Genomic DNA, 19230 nt, shown 5'->3' with positions numbered 1-19230 from the left:
GCCATGGCCGACGACCTTCTCACCATCGCCGGGACGACCTTCTCCTCCCGGCTCATCATGGGCACCGGCGGCGCGCCCAGCCTGGAGGTCCTGGAGCGCGCGTTGCTCGCCTCCGGCACCGAGCTGACCACGGTGGCCATGCGCCGGGTCGACGCCACCACCCAGGGCTCCGTCCTGGACGTGCTGACCCGCAACGGCATCCGGGTGCTGCCCAACACGGCCGGTTGCTTCACCGCCGGCGAGGCCGTGCTGACCGCCCGGCTGGCCCGCGAGGCGCTCAGCACCGACTGGGTGAAGCTGGAGGTGATCGCCGACGAGCGCACCCTGCTGCCCGACCCGATCGAGCTGCTGGACGCCGCCGAGACCCTGGTCGACGACGGCTTCACCGTGCTCCCGTACACCAACGACGACCCGGTGCTGGCGCGCAAGCTGGAGGACGTCGGCTGCGCGGCGATCATGCCGCTGGGCTCGCCGATCGGCTCCGGCCTGGGCATCCGCAACCCGCACAACTTCCAGCTGATCGTGGAGAGCGCGGGCGTCCCGGTGATCCTGGACGCGGGCGCCGGCACCGCCTCCGACGTCGCGCTGGCGATGGAGCTGGGCTGCGCGGCGGTGATGCTCGCCTCCGCGGTGACGCGCGCTCAGGACCCGGTGCTGATGGCCGAGGCGATGCGGCACGCCGCCGAGGCCGGCCGGCTCGCCCACCGGGCCGGCCGCATCCCGCGCCGTTTCCACGCCGAGGCCTCCTCCGCGATGGCCGGCCGCGCCGCCCTGGACACCCGGGAGCGGCCCGCCTTCTGAGACCGGGTGTCCCGTGTCACAAGCCGGGCACAACCGGGCCCGGAGGAGGTGTCCTCCGGGCCCGGCGCGCGGCTTCACCACTAGACTCCCCCGGGTGGACATGGCTTTGCACGACCCCCTGATCGGTACCCTGCTCGACAACAGGTACCGGGTCGAGCAGCGCATCGCGACCGGCGGGATGTCCACCGTGTACCGGGGCACCGACACCCGGCTGGACCGGGTGGTCGCCCTCAAGGTGATGCACCCCCAGCTGGCCGGGGACGAGGGCTTCACCGCCCGCTTCATCCGCGAGGCCAAGGCGGTCGCCAAGCTCACCCACCCCAATGTGGTCAACGTCTTCGACCAGGGCGCGGACGGCGGAAACGTTTTCCTCGCCATGGAGTACGTTCCCGGCCGTACCCTGCGCGACCTGCTGCGTGACCGCGGCGCCCTGTCGGTGCGGGCCGCGCTGGACGTCCTGGAGCCGGTGCTCGCCGCCCTCGGCGCCGCCCACCGGGCCGGGCTGGTCCACCGGGACGTCAAGCCGGAGAACGTGCTGATCACCGAGAGCGGCCTGGTCAAGGTCGCCGACTTCGGCCTGGTCCGGGTGCTCGGCAGCGCCGACGGCGCGCCCACCTCGACCAGCACCGCCACCGGCGGCACCGTGATGGGCACCGTCTCCTATCTGGCCCCCGAGCAGATCCTCCCGGACGCCCCCACCGACCAGCGGGTCGACGTCTACGCGGCCGGCATCCTGCTGTACGAGATGCTCACCGGCCGCCGCCCGCACACCGGCGACAACCCCGTCCAGGTCATGTACAAGCACCTGCACGAGGACGTCCCCGCCCCCTCGCTGGTCGCCCCCGCCGTCGCCCCGGCGCTGGACGCCGTCGTGGCCGGCGCCTGCGCCCGGGCCGCCGACGCCCGCCCGTACGACGCGGTCGAACTGCTCGCCGCCGTCCAGCGGGTCCGCCGCACCCTCACCCCGGCCGAGCTGGACGCCGAACCGCCGGCCTCCGCCCGGCCCAGCCCGCGCTACCCGACCAGCGAGCCGACCTCGGTGATCCAGCCACTGCCCCGGACCACCGACGCCCCGCCGCCGGAGCGCACCAGCGTGCTGGACGTCCCGGCGGAGCTGATGGACCAGCTGCTGGTCGAGCCGCGCCCGTACGACGAACCGACCCCGGTGCGGACCCGCCGACCGGGCCGGCTGCGCCGCCTCCCGCGCAAGCCGATGATCTGGGCGGCCGCACTGACCGCCCTGGTGCTGGCGGTCGGCGGCGCCACGTACGGGATCTCCGAGGGGCTGTACGGCTCGGTGCCGGGCGTGCTCGGCAAGGACCGGGGCGAGGCGCAGCGGATCCTGGACGCGGAGGGCATGCACGGCAGGTTCGTCGAGGCGTACAGCGAGTCCGTCCCGACCGGGCAGGTGATCTCCACCGACCCCGGGGTGGGCGCGCGCACCCGCAAGAGCGACTCGGTGACGATCACCGTCTCCAAGGGCCCCAAGCGGATCGCGGTGCCGGACGTCACCGGCAAGAGCGCGGACGACGCGGCCGCCGTGCTGGCCGCCGCCCAGCTGACCAGAGGCACCGTGACCGAGACCTACGACGACGGGGTGCCGGAGGGCTCGGTGATCAGCAGCTCGCCCGCCGCCGGACAGCAGCTGCAGGAGAACGCCGCGGTCTCGCTGGTGGTCAGCAAGGGCATGGTGGCGATCCCGAACGTCACCGGGATGAGCCGGGACGACGCGCAGAAGGCGCTGCAGGCGGCGGGCTTCACGATGAAGGCCGCCACCGACTGGACCCTCGGCATCGGCAAGGTGAGCGGCCAGTCCCCGGCGGCCGGCGAGCGGCGCCCGCAGAAGACCGCGGTGACGGTCACCTTCTCGTTCTTCTGACGGGGCCGGGCCTCAGCGCAGCGGCCCGTCGCCGGGCTCCTCCTGGTAGGAGTAGCGCTGCTCGCGCCAGGGGTCGGCCAGGTTGTGGTAGCCGCGCTCCTCCCAGAAGCCGCGCCGGTCGGCCCGCATGTACTCCACCGCGCGCACCCACTTGGGGCCCTTCCACGCGTACAGCCGCGGGACCACCAGCCGGACCGGGAAGCCGTGCTCGGCGGTCAGCGCCTCGCCGTTGCGGTGGGTGGCGAGCAGGGTGTGCTCGTCGGCGAAGTCGGCCAGCCGCAGGTTGGCGCTGTAGCCGTACTCGGCCCAGACCATGACGTGGGTGACGCCGGGCGCCGGGGGAACGAGGTCGAGCAGGGTGGCGGCGGGCACGCCCGTCCACTCGTTGCCGAGCAGCGAGAACTTGGTGACGCAGTGCAGGTCCGCGACCACGGTGGTGCGCGGCAGGGCGGTGAAGGCCTCGAAGTCCCAGCTGTGCTTCTCCGCCGAGGCGGTGGCGCCGAACACCTGGAGGTCCCAGGTCAGCGGCTTGAAGCGGGGCACCGGCCCGTAGTGCAGGGCGGGCCAGCCGCGCTGCACGCGCTGGCCCGGGGGGAGCCTCGGGTCAGACGGCGAAAACGGTTCTTGTTCGGACTGACCCATGGCTCCATGGTGACAGACGGCGGACAAGCTCTGGCGCGCGCCCCTTCACGCGCGGTTCACGCCCTGCCCGTACGGGCCAATGGTCGATCACCCACCCTCCGACTTCACCCCAAATCGGATATTCCGCCACATGTCCTAGTGAGTGTGAACTTACTGGAATTTCCTCCCAATACGGTGCCAGGATGCGCAGCGCAGGACTCACCGCAGGACGTAGCGCAGGGAGGCAGCACCATGCAGGGCGACCCGGAGGTCATCGAGTTCCTCAACGAGCAGCTCACGGCCGAGCTCACCGCGATCAACCAGTACTTCCTGCACGCCAAGATGCAGGAGAACTTCGGGTGGACGAAGCTCGCCAAGTACACCCGGCACGAGTCGTTCGACGAGATGAAGCACGCCGAGACGCTCACCGACCGGATCCTGTTCCTGGAGGGGCTGCCCAACTACCAGCGGCTGTTCCACGTCCGGATCGGCCAGACGGTCAAGGAGATGTTCGAGGCCGACCGCCAGATCGAGGTCGAGGCGATCGACCGGCTCAAGCGCGGGATCCTGGTGATGCGGGCCAAGAACGACGTCACCTCGGCGAACATCTTCGAGGACATCCTGGCGGACGAGGAGCACCACATCGACTACCTCGACACCCAGCTGGAGCTGCTGGAGAAACTCGGCGAGGCGCTCTACATCGCCCAGGTGATCGAGCAGCCGGAGTCCTAGGCCACCCGCAGCGGGAGCACCGGGGCGATCGGGGCCGCCGGGACCGGCTTCGGGGCGGCCGGCGCGGGAACGTCCTGGACCTCCGCGTCGGCGAGGCCGAGCTTCGCGGCCAGCCGGGCGGTCGGGCAGGGCCGGGCGCCGTGCTCACCGAGCAGCGCCTGGATGCGGCGGACGCAGGACCCGCAATCCGTGCCCGCCTTGCAGCCCTTCGCTATCTGGCGCGGGGTGTTGGCGCCCCCGTCGATCGCCTTCTTCACCTGGTCCTCGGTGACCGCATGGCACATGCACACGTACATCGCGGTCTCTCCCGGGGTGAAGCGCGGCCGAAGCACACAGAGTGGATCTTGACTAAGGCTCGCCTTAGTTCACTAAGCCTCACCTTACCCGGCGATCCGGGTACGAAAAAGCCCCTCCGGGCTCGGGAATCCCGAATCCGGAGGGGCCTTCATCACATGTGACGCCGCCAGGGCTTACTGGCCGCGGTACATCTCCGCCACCAGGAACGCCAGGTCCAGCGACTGGCTGCGGTTGAGCCGCGGGTCGCAGGCCGTCTCGTAGCGCTGGTGCAGGTCGTCCACCAGAACCTCGTCGCCGCCGCCGACGCACTCGGTGACGTCGTCGCCGGTCAGCTCCACGTGGATGCCGCCCGGGTGGGTGCCGAGGGCGCGGTGCACCTCGAAGAAGCCCTTGACCTCGTCCAGCACGTCGTCGAAGCGGCGGGTCTTGTGACCACTGGACGCCTCGAAGGTGTTGCCGTGCATCGGGTCGCAGATCCACACCGGCTGGGCGCCGGAGGCGGTGACCTTCTCCAGCAGGGTGGGCAGGTGGTCGCGGACCTTGCCCGCCCCCATCCGGGTGATGAAGGTGAGGCGGCCGGGCTCGCGCTCCGGGTCCAGCTTCTCGATCAGGGTGAGCGCCTCGTCCACCGAGGTGGTCGGGCCCAGCTTGACCCCGATCGGGTTGCGGATCTTGGAGGCGAACTCGATGTGCGCGTGGTCCAGCTGGCGGGTGCGCTCACCGATCCACACCATGTGCCCGGAGACGTCGTACAGCTCGCCGGTGCGCGAGTCCACGCGGGTCAGCGCGGTCTCGTAGTCGAGGATCAGCGCCTCGTGCGAGGAGAAGAACTCGACGGTCTTGAACTCCTCCGGCGCCACACCACAGGCGTTCATGAACGCCAGGGCGTTGTCGATCTCCCGGGCGAGCTGCTCGTAGCGCTGGCCGGCCGGCGAGTTGCGCACGAAGTCCTGGTTCCAGGCGTGCACCTGGCGCAGGTCGGCGTAACCACCGGTGGTGAAGGCGCGCACCAGGTTGAGCGTCGCGGCGGAGGCGTTGTACATCCGCTTCAGGCGCTCCGGGTCCGGGATGCGGGACTCGGGGGTGAACTCGAAGCCGTTCACCGAGTCGCCGCGGTAGACCGGCAGGGTCACGCCGTCGCGGGTCTCGGTCGACTTGGAGCGCGGCTTGGAGTACTGACCGGCGATCCGGCCGACCTTCACGACCGGGACCGAGGCCGCGTACGTCAGCACGGCGGCCATCTGCAGCAGGGTCTTCAGCTTGTTGCGGATGTGCTCGGCCGAGACGCCGTCGAAGGCCTCGGCGCAGTCGCCGCCCTGAAGGAGGAACGCCTCCCCACGCGCCACGGCAGCGAGCCGGGCGCGCAGCTGGTCACACTCGCCGGCGAAGACGAGGGGCGGATAGGAGGCGAGCTCAGCAAGGGTCTTGCGCAGAGCCTCTTGGTCCGGCCATTCAGGCTGCTGCGCCGCGGGCAGGGACTGCCAGGAGTGGAGATTCGTCACGGTCACAACGCCAAGGCTACGGGGTGACGCGAGCGATTCGTGCCGATTGCCCGAGGGATGAGACATATCTCGGACAAAGCCGTGTGCACCGTCACCCGCTCGGCAGTATCCGATACGCTCGACCCATGTACGCGCCCCACACCCACTCCTGGTGGTGGGCCTCCCCCATGGGTGGCCCACAGATCGCGCGTTCCTAGACGAACACGACGGCCGCCCCTCGGGGCGGCCGTCGACGTCTGAGGCAGAGACGGCCCTCCTGGAGCGGAACCCAGCACCGCCCTCGACGTTCCTCCCGGAAGGAAGCCGTACTCGTGACCACCCCTGCCGAGCTGCTCGCCCGCCTCACCGCTCCCGGCGCGCCCGCCTTCGCCCTGCTGCACCGCCGTACCCCCCGACACGCCCCGGACACCGTCGAGGTGCTGTTGGGCACCGTCGGCAGCTACGACCGCCTCGCCGACCTGCCGGTCCGCGTCGGCATCCCGTCCGCCGGCCCGGTCCACGACCTGCTCGCGCTCGTCCCGTACCGCCAGATCCGCGAGCGCGGCTTCGAGGCGCACGACGACGGCACCCCGCTCCAGGCCCTCTCGGTCACCGAGCAGCACGCCCTGCCGCTGGCCGAGTTCACCGCCGCCCTGCCGCAGCTGCCGGTCTCGCTGACCGGCGGCGCCTTCGACGTGGACGACGCGGAGTACGCGGCCATCGTCCGCCGGGTGATCGAGGACGAGATCGGCAACGGCGAGGGCGCCAACTTCGTGATCCGACGCGACTTCCACGCCACGCTGGACGACTTCTCCCCCGAGCTGGCCCTCTCCCTGTTCCGGCGACTGCTGGACCAGGAGCGCGGCGCGTACTGGACCTTCCTGGTCCACACCGGCGAGCGTCTTGCCGGAGGCGAGCCGGGTCGCTGCCTGGTCGGCGCCTCCCCCGAGGTGCACGTCCGGCAGAGCGGCGGCACCGTCGTGATGAACCCGATCTCCGGCACCTACCGCTATCCGGCCGGCGGCGCCGACCTCGACTCGCTGCTCCGGTTCCTCCACGACCCGAAGGAGCTGGAGGAGCTGACCATGGTGGTCGACGAAGAGCTCAAGATGATGTGCACGGTCGGCGACCTCGGCGGCCAGGTGCTCGGGCCCCGGCTCAAGGAGATGTCCCACCTCGCCCACACCGAGTACGAGCTGCGCGGGCAGACCTCGATGGACGTCCGCGAGGTGCTGCGCGAGACGATGTTCGCCGCCACCGTCACCGGCAGCCCGGTGCAGAACGCCACCCGGGTGATCAAGCGCTACGAGCCCGCCGGGCGCGGCTACTACTCCGGCGCGCTCGCCCTGATCGGCCGCTCCGCCAGCGGCGGGCAGCTGCTGGACTCGCCGATCTGCATCCGTACCGCCGACATCGACCCGGCCACCGGGCAGCTGGTCGTCCGGGTCGGCGCCACCCTGGTGCGCCACTCCGTCCCGGAGTCCGAGGTGGCCGAGACCCACGCCAAGGCCGCCGGGGTGCTCACCGCCATCGGTGCCCGGCCCGCCCCCGTCCGGCTGCCCGGCTCCACCGGGCCCCGGCTCGCCGACGACCACCGGGTGCAGGCCGCGCTCGACGCCCGCCGGGCCGACCTCGCCCCGTTCTGGCTGCGGATGCAGTCGCCGTCCGAGGCCACCGAGGCCGAGCCGACCCTGGTCGTGGACGGCGAGGACACCTTCACCTCGATGCTCGCCCACCTGCTGACCTCGCTCGGCCACCGGGTCACCGTGGTCCGCTTCGACGAGCCGGGCCTGCGCGAGCTGGTCGCGGCGCACCGCGGCCCGCTGGTGCTCGGCCCCGGCCCGGGCGACCCGGCGCTCGCCGACGACCCCAAGATGGCGGTGCTGCGCCCGATCGTCGCGGACGCCCTGGCCGCCGTCCGCTCCGGCGCCCGCACCGCGCCGCTGCTCGCGGTCTGCCTCAGCCACCAGCTGCTCTCCGCCGAGCTCGGTCTCGCGCTCGGTCGCAAGGCCGTCCCGTACCAGGGCGCGCAGGAGAGCATCGACCTGTTCGGCAGCAAGCGCACGGTCGGCTTCTACAACACCTTCACCGCGCGCTGCTCGGAGGCCGACGCGGCCCGGCTGGCCGCCGAGGGCATCGAGGTCGCCCGGGACGCCGTCACCGGCGACGTCCACGCCCTGCGCGGCCCCGGCTTCGCCGGCCTGCAGTTCCACCCGGAGTCGGTGCTCACCCGGGACGGCGTGGACATCGTGGCGGCCCTGCTGAAGCAGGCGACTGCCGTAGCGCGCTGAGGAAGTGGAAGGGTCCCGGGCGTGCACCGGCCCGGGACCGCTTCAAAGCTCCTCGTCCAGCCCCCGCTCGATCGCGTACCGCACCAGCTCCACCCGGTTGTGCAGCTGCAGCTTCCCCAGCGTGTTCTGCACGTGGTTCTGCACCGTCCGGTGCGACAGCACCAGCCGGTCGGCGATCTGCCGGTAGGACAGCCCCTTGGCCACCAGCCGCAGCACCTCGGTCTCCCGAGCGGTCAGCTGGGGGACGGCGGGCGCCGAGGCCGGGGCCGGCTCGGCGGCCAGCCGGCGGAACTCGCCCAGCACCAGACCGGCCAGCCCCGGGGTGAACACCGCGTCGCCGACGGCCGTGCGGCGCACCGCGTCCAGCAGTTCGTCCCGCCCGGCCGACTTCACCAGGTACCCGGTCGCGCCGGACTTCACCGCCTCCAGCACGTCCTGGTGCTCACCGCTGGCCGACAGCACCAGCACCCGCGCCGCCGGGTCGTGCGCGACCACCTGCCGGCACACCTCGACGCCGGGCAGGCCCGGCAGGTTGAGGTCCAGCACGACGACCTGCGGTGAGCAGGCGCGGGCGCGGCGCACGGCCTCCTCGCCGTCGCCCGCCGTGGCCACCACGTCCAGCCCGGCCTCGGCCAGGTCGCGGGAGACGGCGTCACGCCACATCGGGTGGTCGTCCACCACCATCACCCGCACCGGCCGGTCGGTCGTCGGCTGATCGGTCATCAGAAGCCTTCCCTCGGGACGCGCAGTTCGACCTCGACGCCCTCCCCGGGCGCCGAGTACAGCTCGGCCGTACCGCCGAGGTCCAGCAGCCGGCCGCGGATGGACTGGGAGACGCCGAGCCGCCCGGCCCGCTCCGCCTCGCCGAGTCGGCCGGGGGCGAAGCCGGGCCCTTCGTCGCGGATGCTGACGGTGACGGCCGCCGGCTCGTCCTCCACCAGGATCCAGGCCCGGGTCTGCTCCCCCGCGTGCTTGCGCACGTTGTCCACGGCCGCGCCGACCGCCGCGGCGAGCTCCCGCCCCGCCGGGCCCGGCAGCAGCACCGGGGTGCCGGGGGCGGAGAGCGTGATCCGCTCGTCGGCGTACGGGCGCAGCAGCGCGGTGAGGTCGCACGGCTCGGCGGCGTCGGCCTCCGGCAGGTCCACAGCGCGCTGGGCCGGGAGCGGACCGCCGGTCATCAGCGCCCGCAGCGCGCGCTCCTGCTCACCGGCGAGTCGGCCCAGCTCGGCGAAGTCCGCTCCGCCGCCGGCGCCCTCGCTCAGTTCCGCGCCCCGGCGCTGGACCAGCGCGAGCACCTGCAGCACGCCGTCGTGGATGTCCCGGGAGAGCCGCTCCCGCTCCCGGGTGGCCGCCTCGACCTGGAGCGCCCGGGCCAGGGTGGCCTCGCTGGCGCGGGCCAACTCGATCACGTACCCGATCGCGATCCCGGCCACCAGCAGCAGCACGATGTTGTGGATGTTGTCGCCGGTCGGACCGCCGTGCCCGAGGATGTTGGCGATCCCGATCACCGAGCCGGCCGCCGCCGACGGACGCCAGCCGCCCTTCGCGGCGCAGCCGAGCACCGAGCCGGCGGCCCAGATGGTCGGCAGGGTGAGCGCGCCGTGGCTGATCCGGGCCGGGGCGTCGATCATCCCGCTCATCACGATGCCGGTCACGGCCAGGGCGAGGTCGAAGCCCAGCACGAACCAGGTGCAGCGCTGCGGGTCGGCGAAGGCCCGGGTGCTGGCGAGCGTCCAGAGGGTGAGCGCGCCGAGGAAGATCCAGCCGGAGACCGGGTGCAGGAAGTGCAGGTAGGCGTTGAAGTACCGCAGCAGGGCGTAGCAGAGGGCCAGCACCCGGAAGTAGGAGATCGCCTTCCACAGTGGGAGTTCGACGGACATCCCGCCGGCCGCCACCGTGCCGCCGAGCGCTCCGGCTCTCGCGCCCTCCGCCATTCCCGAACCCTCCCCTGGACCCGACCGGGTCGGTCAGTCCGACCCGGTCCCCTTCTGCTCCGGCTTCCCGGTGTTCTCGCCGTCCCCGGCCTCGGCGGCCTTCTCGGCTTCCTCGGCCTTCTCCGCCTCGGCGGCCTCGGCCTTCTCGGCCTTGGCGGCCGCACGGCGCTCGGCGTCGGCCTTCTTCTTCTCGTCGGCGATCTGCCGCTTGGCGGCGGTCGCGTAGATGTCCACGTACTCCTGGCCGGAGAGCCGCATGATCTCGTACATCACCTCGTCCGTCACCGAACGGAGGATGAAGCGGTCGTTCTCCATGCCGTGGTAGCGGGAGAAGTCCAGCGGTCGGCCGATCCGGATGCCCGGGCGGATGCCGAAGTTCGGGACCACCTGGCCGGGCGGCTGCACCTTCTCGGTGTCGATCATGGCGACCGGGATGACCGGCGCGCCGGTGGCCAGCGCGACGCGGGCCAGACCGCCGACCTTGCCGCGGTAGAGCTTTCCGTCGGGCGAGCGGGTGCCCTCGGGGTAGACGCCGAACAGCTCGCCGCGGTCCAGCACCGCGATGGCGCTGCGGATCGCGGCCTCGCCGGCGCCGCGCACGCCCGAGCGGTCCACCGGCAGCTGGCCGACGCCCTTGAAGAAGGCGGCGGTCAGCCGGCCCTTGAGGCCCGGGGTGTTGAAGTACTCGGCCTTCGCGATGAAGGTGACCCGGCGCTTGATCAGCGCGGGGAAGAAGAAGGAGTCCGAGAAGGACAGGTGGTTGCTCGCGATGATCGCCGCACCCTCGGTGGGGATGTTCTCCTCACCCTCGATCCACGGCCGGAAGAAGATCCGAAGCAGTGGCGCGACGATCATCTTCATCAGTCGGTAGAACAACCCGGGCCTCCTGTTATGCGGACCGGTCGATCCTAATGCCCCGCGGCCGTCCGCTGTGCCCGGCCCCGCCGTAGGGGGTGTACGTCCCGGCGCAGGGCGTGGGACGATGCGAAAACCCGCAGCTCCCCTCTCCGCGTCCCTCCCCCAGCGCCACCAGCCCGCGAAGGAGTCCGCCATGCCGCTGCTGCCCGGTGCCGAACCGTACCGCCACCGCGGCGGACCGGTGGGAGTGCTGCTGTGCCACGGCTTCACCGGCTCGCCGCAGTCGCTGCGACCGTGGGCCGAGGAGCTGGCGGCGGCCGGGTACACCGTCTCGCTGCCGCTGCTGCCGGGGCACGGCACCCGGTGGCAGGACATGCAGGTCACCCGGTGGGAGGACTGGTACGCCGAGGTCGAGCGCGAACTGCTGGCCCTGGCCGGGGAGTGCGAGCAGGTCTTCGTCTGCGCGCTGTCGATGGGAGGTGCGCTGGCGCTGCGGCTGGCCGCGCTGCACGGCCCGAAGGTGGCCGGACTGGTCCTGGTCAACCCGTCGGTGCGCTCGGACAACCCCGCGAGTGTGCTGCTTCCGGTGCTCCGGCACCTCGTCCCGAGCCTGCCCGGGATCGTCGACGACATCCAGAAGCCGGATGTGACGGAACTCGGCTACGACCGCACCCCGCTGCACGCCGCGTGGTCACTGGCCCGGCTGTGGCAGGAGGTCCAGCGGCGGCTGCCGCAGGTGACCCAGCCGGTGCTGCTCTTCCACAGTCCGCAGGACCACGTTGTCTCGCCGGCCAACTCGGAACTCGTGCTGGCCCGGATATCCTCGACCGACGTGACGGAGCGGCTGTGCCAGCGCAGCTTCCACGTTGCGACGCTGGACCACGACGCGGCGGAAATATTCTCGGCGAGCCTGGACTTCATCCGACGACTGGCCCCCGCGCACGCGGCGGGGGCGGGCAGGGCCGAATCCGACGATCACCAGGGCTGAAGGGCCGGAAGTGCACGAGAGCAGCACGGCGGGCGGTGGGGACGAGAAGCCCCGCGAGGACGGCGCGCGGACGGACGGCGCGCCCAAGGACAGCACCGTCCAGGGGGACGGCACCATGGGCGGCCCGACGGGCGGCACGGAGTCGGACGGTACGGGGGCGGGCTCAGCCGCGCCCACCGCAGCCGCCGGGGGCGCCGCCGAACCGGACGCCGCCACCGCCGCCCCCGCCCCCGCGGAGTCCCGCGCGCGCCGCACCCCCGAGCGCAGCCAGGCCGAGCAGGACGCGATCTTCGCCGCGCTGGTGGCCCAGTTCGACGACCCGGTGGACCTCACCAACCCCAACTGGCCGGAGATCGAGAACCTCCGGGCGCAGAACGAGCTCAAGGGCGGCTTCAAGGACGGCGTCGGCCCCAAGGCCGACCCGGACGACCTCTCCGACCTGGCCCCGCAGCCCCGTTCCCGCTCCGGCCGGCCCGTCCTCCCGGCCGCCGCGTCCGGCCCGCGCGACTTCGAGCTGGACGAGGAGACCGACGAGGGCCACTACATCCCGCCGGAGCCCCCGCCGCTGCCCGCCGCCGACGCGACCGCCAAGTTCGCCTGGCTGGCCGTGCTCGGCGGCCCGGCGCTGCTGCTGATCGACGCGGTGGTGTGGCGGGAGATCTCCGGCTGGCCGGCCTGGGTCGGGGTCACCGCCTTCCTCGGCGGCTTCGTCACCCTGGTCGCCCGGATGAAGGACCGCGACGAGGACGAGCCGGAGGACCCGGACCACGGCGCGGTCGTCTGACCTTTCAGCCCTCGGGAAGCTCCAGGAACGCCAGCACCGGCAGGTGGTCGGTCGCGGCCCGCAGGTCGGCCCCGGTGACACCGGGCAGCCCGTGCGGCACCCCGCAGCCGAGGACGGTGATCCCGGGCGTGGCGAAGACGGCGTCGATCCGCTGGTACGGGTTCTCAGGCACCGAGGTGAACTCCCCGCCCCAGGGCGCGGTCGGGTAGCCGTCCCACAGCCGCGAGGCCAGCAGCCGCCGGCCCGGCCCGTCCGGGTGCTCGTTGAAGTCCCCGGCCACGATGCCCTGTTCGGCGACGGCGAGCTGGTCGAGCAGCAGCTCGAACTGCCCGTACCGCTCCTCGGCGTCCAAGCTGAGGTGGCAGCTGGTGACGGTGAACGGCACCGCGCCGGGCAGCCGCAGCAGCGCGGTGGCGAAGCCACGCGCGTGCAGGCCGCGGGTCTTGGGCAGCAACCGGTCGTGCACGCCGAGCACCTCCACCACGCCGGGTCGGCCGAGCAGCAGCGGCCCCGCCGCAGTGCGGCCGCCCCCGGCCAGCACCACGGTCCCGGTACTCCGGGCCAACCAGGCTGCCTGCCCCTCGGGCCGCCAGTAGCGCGGCGACTCCTGGATGCAGACCAGGTCGGGCGCGCAGGCCCGGATCACCCGCACCAGTGCCCGCCGGTCGTCGCGCAGCGAGCGGATGTTGTAGCTGAGCAGGCGCAGCCGGCGCGGGCCGGGCGGCGGCGGTTCGACGGGTGCGGTGGTCATGGTCCCCCCCTGTGTGCGTGCGTCACCGGGTCCGACCGTAGTGCGACGGCGGCGGCGCGTCCGGGATTGGTCGGGGCCCGGTCGCACCGCCGCCGGCGGGCTTGAAAACTCCCCCTGAGGCACACTCGGCGGCGAAGGGGGAAGCAACTCCTGAGCCAAAGGGGCGCGCCGGTGCCGAAAGGAAGGAGGGCCAAGCTCCCGACGAAGGAGGGAGCGCAGTGCCCGACGACCGTCGGCACCGGGTACGAGCGCCCCGGCGGCGAAGGAGGAATAGCGGTCAGGCGGTGCGGGCGAGGTCCGCCGCGCCGACGATGCCGGCTGCGGAGCCCATCGAGGCGAGCACGACCTCGGCGCGCGGGCGGTGCACGCCGCCGGTCAGGTAGTGCTCGAACGCCTTGGCGACCGGGTCGAGCAGCAGGCGGCCCGAGTCCGAAACGCCACCGCCGAGGACGAAGACGCCCGGGTCGAACAGCGCAGCGAGGTCGGCCATGCCGCGGCCCAGCCAGTCGGCCAGCTCGGCGTAGCACTCCAGGGCGAGCGGGTCGCCCGCCTCGGCGGCCTCGGTGATGTGGATGCCGCGGATGGTCTCGGCGACGCCGTCGTTGAGTTCCAGCATCCGCCGGCCGCGCACCGGGTCGGCCGCCGCCTTCTCCCGGCCGTAGCGGCGCAGCGCGCGCCCGGAGCCGTACTGCTCCCAGCAGCCCTTGCCGCCGCAGCCGCACTGCAGGCCGTCCGGGACCATGTTGAGGTGGCCGATCTCGCCGGCCACGCCGAAGCGGCCGCGGTGCAGTCGGCTGTCCAGGACGATGCCGCCGCCGATGCCGGTGCCGACGGTGATCAGCACCATGTCCTGGTGGCCGGCGGCCGCGCCGAAGCGGAACTCGGCCCAGGCGGCGCAGTTGGCGTCGTTCTCGACCACCGTGGACAGGCCGGTGAGCTCCTCGATCCGGCCGCGCAGCGGCTCGTTCTCCCAGTCGATGTTGGGCGCGAAGATCACCGTGGAGCGGTTGCTGTCGACGAAGCCCGGGGCGCCGACGCCGACCGCGGTGACGTCGGGGTGCTGCTCCTTGAGTTCGCGCACGGCCTGCGCAATGGCGTCGACCGCCCACTGCGGGTCGGCCGGGGTGGGCACCCGGGTCCGGGCCAGGATCGCACCCGCATCGTCGACCACGCCTGCCGCGATCTTGGTCCCGCCGACATCGACGCCGATGGTCAGAGCCATGTGTCCCTCAGCTATTCACTCGTTCCCGCCGGACGGAACGGTACCGCCCAACCCTGCCCCCGTACATAGGCTCGCATACATTATCCGAAGACATTTCTGGGACCGCCGGGCCGAGACGCTTCAAAAGTCGTATCTAATCTCCCCCTTCGTGACGCAAGAGAGCGCAGCGATCACGCTGCGAAATTTACGGATTCACTGCTTGACGGACGGCCCGTCAGCCCCGTCGGCACCCTCGGCCCCGCCCGGCGCGTCGAGGTCGATCTTCTCGACCGACGCCCCGTCCCCCGCCGTCCAGCGCCGCTCGTGCCCGGCCACCACGGCGCGGTAGGCGGCCAGCAGCTCGGCGCCCGCGGCGGCGATCCCGGAACCGGCGGCGGTGAGGTGGGAGTAGACCTCCGGCTGCTGGGTGCGCAGGCGGTCGGCCAGCCCGGAGAGGGTGATCAGGGTAGTGGCGCTGGTCTCCTGCGCCTTCTCACCGAGGGCGGTGGCGAACCGGCGCACCTCGTCCACCAGCGGGCCCAGCTCGGGCCCGAAGGGGTGGGACTGCCCGTCGGCCGACTCGCTGCGGTCGGCGCCGGGCTCGGTGCGGTCGTCGGTGCTGGTCATCGCGGGTGCCTCCTCGGCCGTGGCCGCACCCCGCGGCCCTCGGGCCCGACGCTACCGGACGGCCCCACGCCCGAAGAAAAGCCGGAAGACCCGTCAGCCGTGCGGCCAGAGCGAAGGGTCGGGTGCGAACCGCACCGAGAGCAGCCCCTCGTGCAGCCCGGCTCCGGCCACCGTGCAGCGGCGCAGCGCGGAGGGCAGGGCGAGCACCCGGCGGTGGGCGCCGAGGCCGACCACCAGGTCGTCGCCCCGGCGGACCAGGTCGAGTTCGGCGCGGTCGGCGCCGGGCAGGTCGAGGTGCCAGACCAGCAGCCCCTCCTCGGCGAGCCGGTCCTCGACCGTCCAGGGCACCGGGGCGAGCCGCTCGGGGCCGGGCCCGTCCCCGTACAGGTGGTCGGCGATCGCCTCCAGGGTGCCCTCGGCCTGGCCGGAGACCAGCACCGGGGCGTCGGTGTCGGCGACGAGCCGGTCCAGCTCCTCCTGGCGGCGACGGGCCAGTGCGGCCAGCCAGGGGTCTGGCGAGGCGAGGGTGGCCGGCGGCAGGGCGCCGTGCACGACGACGGCGTCCGGCCGGTGCCCGTGCAGCGCGAGCCCGGCCCGGATCCGGCTCAGCTCCCGGTACGGGTGGCCGTCGGCCGGGACGACCAGGCGCACGCTGGTGCCGGGGTCGTCGATCGCGGCGCGGGACTCGGCGAGCAGCGCGGCGGCTTTGGTGCGCCCCCCGTACAGCCACTCGGCGGGCATCGGGACGCCGGCCAGCCCGGCCAGCAGCGGGCGCAGCGCCCGGGCGGCCTGCCGCTGCTCGGGGACCAGCCGGTCCAGGTAGCGGGCCAGCTGCTCGGGCAGGGCGAGGGTGGCGATCAGCTCGGCGGGCGGCGGGGCGAGCACCACCAGGACGTCCTGGTCGGCGGCCGGCAGGGCGCGCAGCAGGGCGAGCCGGGCGATGCCGGGGAGGGCGGTCAGCTCCTCGGGGTCGAGCTGTTCGGCACCGAGCAGGTCGAGGGCGGGCTTGAGCCGGTCGGTCAGCTCGCCGACGGCGTAGCGGAAGGCGGCCTGCTCGTCGATCCGGGAGACGGTCAGGCCCGGTGCGTAGCGCACCGGTTCGGGTTCCAGGCGGGTGCCGAGGACGGAGTCCAGGGCGCGGTGCGGGTCGTCGGCGGCCAGCAGCCAGGTGCGGTGGCCGCGCCCGGCGGCGTGCAGGGCGGTGGCGGCGGCCACGGTGGGCGCGCCCGCGTCGCCGCTGACCAGGATGGTGCGCGTCGCCGTCATGCCGTCAGCCCCCGTTCCGCCGTGTCAGCCCTCGTCAGCTCTCGACGCGCTTCTTCAGACCGTCCAGCGCGCGGTCGATGATGACCTTCTCGGCCTTGCGCTTGATCATGCCGAGCATCGGGATCTTGACGTCCACGGCGAGCTGGTAGGTGACCTCGGTGCGGCCGCCGGCCAGCGGGGCGAGGGTGTAGGAGCCGTCCAGCGAGCGGAGCATCTGGCTGCGGACAAGGGTCCAGCGGACCTCGCGGTCGCCGTCCCAGGTGTAGGCGAGGACGTGCTCGTCGCGGATGGCGCCGGCGTCCAGCAGCAGCCGGACCTCGGCGGCGCGGCCGTCCTCGCCGGTCCCCAGGACCTCGATCTCCTTGACCTCACCGGTCCAGGCCGGGTAGGCGGCGAAGTCGGCGATCACGGCCATGACCGTGGCCGGGGTCGCGTCGATGGTGATGCTCGACCTGGTGTGCTCCGCCATGGAATGACCCTCCGTGTCGTCCCTCTGCCTGCCGGTCCGGTCGAGGCCTGCTCGACCCGATCCGCCCGGAGCAGGCTATCGCGACCGGCGATCCACTCGGCCGCACGGGCACCGGCGCCGGGCCGTGCGGGCCGGGCGGCGGGGCATGCCATCGACCGGTCACCCGGGCCCTGCCGTAGGGTGCCAGTCGAACGACCCGGTCACCGCCTGGTCCGACCCGGCCGGGTGTGACACTTCGAACACCGGGGCCGCCCCCCTGGTCGAAGCTGCCTACCGGGCAGTAACGTCCTGCCGTCCCGCAGCGTCGCGAACGAGGAGCAGTCTTGCTCGACTTCAGCCTTCCGGCCCTCTATCAGGTACCGAGCGGCGGTAACCTCTCCGACCCTGTGCACCGGAACGCCGAGGAGCACCCGGACGTCGCGGTGCTCAGCCGGAAGGTGGACGGCCACTGGCAGGAGTTGACCGCGGTCCAGTTCCTCGCCGAGGTGCACGCGGCCGCGAAGGGCCTGATCGCCTCGGGCATCGAGCCGGGCGACCGAGTGGGCATCATGTCCCGCACCCGCTACGAGTGGACGCTGCTGGACTTCGCGATCTGGACGGCCGGTGCGATCACCGTGCCGGTGTACGAGACCTCCTCCGCCGAGCAGGTCGAGTGGATCCTCGGCGACTCGGGCGCGGTCGCCGTCCTCACCGAGACCGACCAGCACCGCAAGGTGGTCGAGGAGGTCCGCGACCGGCTGCCGGAGCTGAAGCACCTCTGGCAGATCGAGGGCGGCGCGCTCGCCACGCTGGCCGAGGCGGGCAAGGACGTCCCGGACGCGACGGTCCAGGAGCGCCGCTCGATCGCCGGCCCCGACTCGGTCGCCACCATCGTCTACACCTCGGGCACCACCGGCCGCCCGAAGGGCTGCCAGCTGACGCACGGCAACTTCCTCGCCGAGTGCGGCAACGTGGTCGAGCGCCTGACCCCGCTGTTCCGCACCGGCGACAGCTCCGTCCTGCTCTTCCTGCCGCTGGCCCACGTGCTCGGCCGGATCGCCGAGATCGCCCCGGCGATGGCCCCGATCAAGCTGGGCCACGTCTCCGACATCAAGGACGTCACCGCCGAGCTGGCCGCCTTCAAGCCGAGCCTGATCCTGGGCGTGCCCAGAGTGTTCGAGAAGGTCTACAACACCGCCCGCGCCAAGGCCCAGGCGGACGGCAAGGGCAAGATCTTCGACAAGGCCTCCGAGACCGCGATCGCCTACAGCCGGGCGCTGGACGCCGGTGGCGCCGGCCTGGGCCTGCGGATCAAGCACGCGGTCTTCGACAAGCTGGTCTACAGCAAGCTGCGCGCCGCCCTCGGCGGCCGGGCCACCCACGCCATCTCCGGCGGCGCCCCGCTCGGCGAGCGGCTGGGCCACTTCTACCGGGGCATCGGCTTCACCGTCCTGGAGGGCTACGGCCTGACCGAGACCTGCGCGGCCACCGCCTTCAACCCGTGGGACAAGCCGAAGATCGGTACGGTCGGCCAGCCGGTCCCCGGCGCGTCGGTCCGGATCGCCGAGGACGGCGAGGTCTTCTTCAAGGGCCCGCACGTGTTCACCGGCTACTGGAACAACCCGCAGGCCACCGCCGACACCCTCAAGGACGGCTGGATCGCCACCGGCGACATCGGCTCGCTGGACTCCGAGGGCTACCTGACCATCACCGGCCGCAAGAAGGAGATCATCGTCACCGCGGGCGGCAAGAACGTCGCCCCGGCCGTGATCGAGGACCGGATCCGGGCCCACGCCCTGGTCGGCGAGGTCATGGTGGTCGGCGACCGCAAGCCCTTCGTCGCCTGTCTGATCACCGTCGACCCGGACTTCTTCCCCAAGTGGAAGGAGCTCAACGGCAAGCCCGCCACCGCCACCCTCGCCGAGCTCGCCGACGACCCGGACCTGCTGGCCGCCCTGCAGTCCGCGGTGGACGACGGCAACGCGGCCGTCTCGCACGCCGAGGCGGTCAAGAAGTTCCGCCTGCTGGACACCGAGTTCTCCGAGGAGAGCGGCTACCTGACGCCCTCGCTCAAGCTCAAGCGCAACGTCGTGCTGAAGGACTTCGCCGCCGAGATCGAGGCGCTCTACAAGAAATAAGCACAGCGAGAAGTGAGCAGACGCGGGGGGGGGGGGGGGGCCCCCGCCGGGGGGGGGGGGGGGCCCCGCCCCCCCCCCCCCCCCCAACACACCCGCAGAACGGACCCCCCCCCCCCCCCCCACCGGCACCCCA

Annotated in this window: 18 protein-coding genes; 7 read left to right on the top strand and 11 right to left on the bottom strand. The window is 72.7% G+C overall.

Annotated elements, in window-relative coordinates; all coding sequences use genetic code 11:
* Window positions 1–3 precede the first annotated feature (3 nt).
* The gene (locus ACIRYZ_RS05480) at window positions 4–801 is read left to right on the top strand and encodes a thiazole synthase (protein ID WP_402939879.1); all 798 of its coding nucleotides are present in this window, start codon (window positions 4–6) and stop codon (window positions 799–801) included.
* A gap of 100 nt (window positions 802–901) precedes the next feature.
* Window positions 902–2680, top strand: coding sequence for a Stk1 family PASTA domain-containing Ser/Thr kinase (pknB, locus tag ACIRYZ_RS05475; RefSeq protein ID WP_402939876.1), 1779 nt, complete (start codon window positions 902–904; stop codon window positions 2678–2680).
* Between the two features lie 12 nt (window positions 2681–2692).
* Here the strand turns inward: pknB and ACIRYZ_RS05470 are convergent, their stop codons facing one another.
* Window positions 2693–3322 (bottom strand): sulfite oxidase-like oxidoreductase, encoded by a 630-nt coding sequence (locus ACIRYZ_RS05470; RefSeq protein WP_402939873.1) that lies wholly within the window; start codon window positions 3320–3322, stop codon window positions 2693–2695.
* A gap of 231 nt (window positions 3323–3553) precedes the next feature.
* Here ACIRYZ_RS05470 and bfr point away from each other — a divergent pair, with 231 nt between their 5' ends.
* A complete protein-coding gene (gene bfr, locus ACIRYZ_RS05465) occupies window positions 3554–4033 on the top strand; it encodes a bacterioferritin (protein WP_393026388.1) in 480 nt (159 codons plus the stop codon).
* On the opposite strand, the gene ACIRYZ_RS05460 is transcribed toward bfr, so the two are convergent.
* Together ACIRYZ_RS05460 and ACIRYZ_RS05455 are read right to left on the bottom strand one after the other, a co-directional pair.
* Window positions 4030–4329, bottom strand: coding sequence for a bacterioferritin-associated ferredoxin (locus tag ACIRYZ_RS05460; RefSeq protein WP_402939870.1), 300 nt, complete (start codon window positions 4327–4329; stop codon window positions 4030–4032). The two genes, bfr and ACIRYZ_RS05460, sit on opposite strands and share 4 nt — an antisense overlap.
* A gap of 174 nt (window positions 4330–4503) precedes the next feature.
* Entirely contained in the window at window positions 4504–5838 is a 1335-nt protein-coding gene (locus ACIRYZ_RS05455) for a class II 3-deoxy-7-phosphoheptulonate synthase (RefSeq protein ID WP_393026382.1), read from the bottom strand.
* 305 nt (window positions 5839–6143) lie between these two features.
* Between ACIRYZ_RS05455 and ACIRYZ_RS05450 the strand changes: the two genes are divergently transcribed.
* Window positions 6144–8102: an anthranilate synthase family protein gene (locus tag ACIRYZ_RS05450; RefSeq protein ID WP_402939866.1), complete on the top strand. Its 1959-nt coding sequence runs from the start codon at window positions 6144–6146 to the stop codon at window positions 8100–8102.
* A 42-nt stretch (window positions 8103–8144) separates the two neighbouring features.
* Here the strand turns inward: ACIRYZ_RS05450 and ACIRYZ_RS05445 are convergent, their stop codons facing one another.
* Genes ACIRYZ_RS05445 through ACIRYZ_RS05435 form a run of 3 tightly spaced genes read right to left on the bottom strand, consistent with a single transcriptional unit; the run spans window position 8145 to window position 10912 of the window.
* Window positions 8145–8825: a response regulator gene (locus tag ACIRYZ_RS05445; protein WP_387623443.1), complete on the bottom strand. Its 681-nt coding sequence runs from the start codon at window positions 8823–8825 to the stop codon at window positions 8145–8147.
* Window positions 8825–10036 (bottom strand): MacS family sensor histidine kinase, encoded by a 1212-nt coding sequence (macS, locus tag ACIRYZ_RS05440; RefSeq protein WP_402939863.1) that lies wholly within the window; start codon window positions 10034–10036, stop codon window positions 8825–8827. The genes ACIRYZ_RS05445 and macS overlap by 1 nt, the downstream gene beginning before the upstream one ends.
* Window positions 10037–10069: 33 nt before the next feature.
* Window positions 10070–10912 (bottom strand): lysophospholipid acyltransferase family protein, encoded by an 843-nt coding sequence (locus ACIRYZ_RS05435; protein ID WP_402939861.1) that lies wholly within the window; start codon window positions 10910–10912, stop codon window positions 10070–10072.
* A gap of 175 nt (window positions 10913–11087) precedes the next feature.
* Here ACIRYZ_RS05435 and ACIRYZ_RS05430 point away from each other — a divergent pair, with 175 nt between their 5' ends.
* Window positions 11088–11882, top strand: a complete 795-nt coding sequence (locus tag ACIRYZ_RS05430; protein WP_402939859.1) for an alpha/beta hydrolase — start codon at window positions 11088–11090, stop codon at window positions 11880–11882.
* Between the two features lie 10 nt (window positions 11883–11892).
* On the top strand, window positions 11893–12666 hold the full coding sequence (locus tag ACIRYZ_RS05425; RefSeq protein ID WP_402939856.1) for a hypothetical protein: 774 nt from the start codon (window positions 11893–11895) through the stop codon (window positions 12664–12666).
* 4 nt (window positions 12667–12670) lie between these two features.
* Here the strand turns inward: ACIRYZ_RS05425 and ACIRYZ_RS05420 are convergent, their stop codons facing one another.
* From ACIRYZ_RS05420 to ACIRYZ_RS05400, 5 genes are all read right to left on the bottom strand, one after another.
* Window positions 12671–13417, bottom strand: a complete 747-nt coding sequence (locus ACIRYZ_RS05420) for an endonuclease/exonuclease/phosphatase family protein (protein ID WP_402939853.1) — start codon at window positions 13415–13417, stop codon at window positions 12671–12673.
* Between the two features lie 277 nt (window positions 13418–13694).
* Complete coding sequence (locus tag ACIRYZ_RS05415; protein WP_402939851.1) at window positions 13695–14639, bottom strand: ROK family glucokinase; 945 nt, start codon at window positions 14637–14639, stop codon at window positions 13695–13697.
* A 192-nt stretch (window positions 14640–14831) separates the two neighbouring features.
* Entirely contained in the window at window positions 14832–15245 is a 414-nt protein-coding gene (locus tag ACIRYZ_RS05410) for a DUF5304 family protein (protein WP_402939849.1), read from the bottom strand.
* Window positions 15246–15338: 93 nt separating this feature from the next.
* Complete coding sequence (locus ACIRYZ_RS05405; protein WP_402939846.1) at window positions 15339–16511, bottom strand: ArsA family ATPase; 1173 nt, start codon at window positions 16509–16511, stop codon at window positions 15339–15341.
* A gap of 34 nt (window positions 16512–16545) precedes the next feature.
* Entirely contained in the window at window positions 16546–16980 is a 435-nt protein-coding gene (locus ACIRYZ_RS05400; protein ID WP_402939844.1) for an SRPBCC family protein, read from the bottom strand.
* Window positions 16981–17303: 323 nt separating this feature from the next.
* Here ACIRYZ_RS05400 and ACIRYZ_RS05395 point away from each other — a divergent pair, with 323 nt between their 5' ends.
* Window positions 17304–19097 (top strand): AMP-dependent synthetase/ligase, encoded by a 1794-nt coding sequence (locus ACIRYZ_RS05395; RefSeq protein ID WP_402939841.1) that lies wholly within the window; start codon window positions 17304–17306, stop codon window positions 19095–19097.
* Window positions 19098–19230 lie beyond the last annotated feature (133 nt).

Origin of the sequence: Kitasatospora sp. NPDC101155 (assembly GCF_044768305.1) — a bacterium.
Classification (GTDB): domain Bacteria; phylum Actinomycetota; class Actinomycetes; order Streptomycetales; family Streptomycetaceae; genus Kitasatospora.
The sequence above is the reverse complement of the archived record's forward strand: the minus strand, read 5'-3'. Positions and strand labels throughout refer to the sequence as shown.

Bases quoted from the DNA above. Each gene is read 5' to 3' on its own strand.
- ACIRYZ_RS05400 (WP_402939844.1), bottom strand. From the start codon at position 16,980: ATGGCGGAGCACACCAGGTCGAGCATCACCATCGACGCGACCCCGGCC.
- ACIRYZ_RS05480 (WP_402939879.1), top strand. From the start codon at position 4: ATGGCCGACGACCTTCTCACCATCGCCGGGACGACCTTCTCCTCCCGG.
- ACIRYZ_RS05410 (WP_402939849.1), bottom strand. From the start codon at position 15,245: ATGACCAGCACCGACGACCGCACCGAGCCCGGCGCCGACCGCAGCGAG.
- bfr (WP_393026388.1), top strand. From the start codon at position 3,554: ATGCAGGGCGACCCGGAGGTCATCGAGTTCCTCAACGAGCAGCTCACG.
- ACIRYZ_RS05445 (WP_387623443.1), bottom strand. From the start codon at position 8,825: ATGACCGATCAGCCGACGACCGACCGGCCGGTGCGGGTGATGGTGGTG.
- ACIRYZ_RS05405 (WP_402939846.1), bottom strand. From the start codon at position 16,511: ATGACGGCGACGCGCACCATCCTGGTCAGCGGCGACGCGGGCGCGCCC.
- ACIRYZ_RS05460 (WP_402939870.1), bottom strand. From the start codon at position 4,329: ATGTACGTGTGCATGTGCCATGCGGTCACCGAGGACCAGGTGAAGAAG.
- macS (WP_402939863.1), bottom strand. From the start codon at position 10,036: ATGGCGGAGGGCGCGAGAGCCGGAGCGCTCGGCGGCACGGTGGCGGCC.
- pknB (WP_402939876.1), top strand. From the start codon at position 902: ATGGCTTTGCACGACCCCCTGATCGGTACCCTGCTCGACAACAGGTAC.
- ACIRYZ_RS05430 (WP_402939859.1), top strand. From the start codon at position 11,088: ATGCCGCTGCTGCCCGGTGCCGAACCGTACCGCCACCGCGGCGGACCG.
- ACIRYZ_RS05415 (WP_402939851.1), bottom strand. From the start codon at position 14,639: ATGGCTCTGACCATCGGCGTCGATGTCGGCGGGACCAAGATCGCGGCA.
- ACIRYZ_RS05470 (WP_402939873.1), bottom strand. From the start codon at position 3,322: ATGGGTCAGTCCGAACAAGAACCGTTTTCGCCGTCTGACCCGAGGCTC.
- ACIRYZ_RS05420 (WP_402939853.1), bottom strand. From the start codon at position 13,417: ATGACCACCGCACCCGTCGAACCGCCGCCGCCCGGCCCGCGCCGGCTG.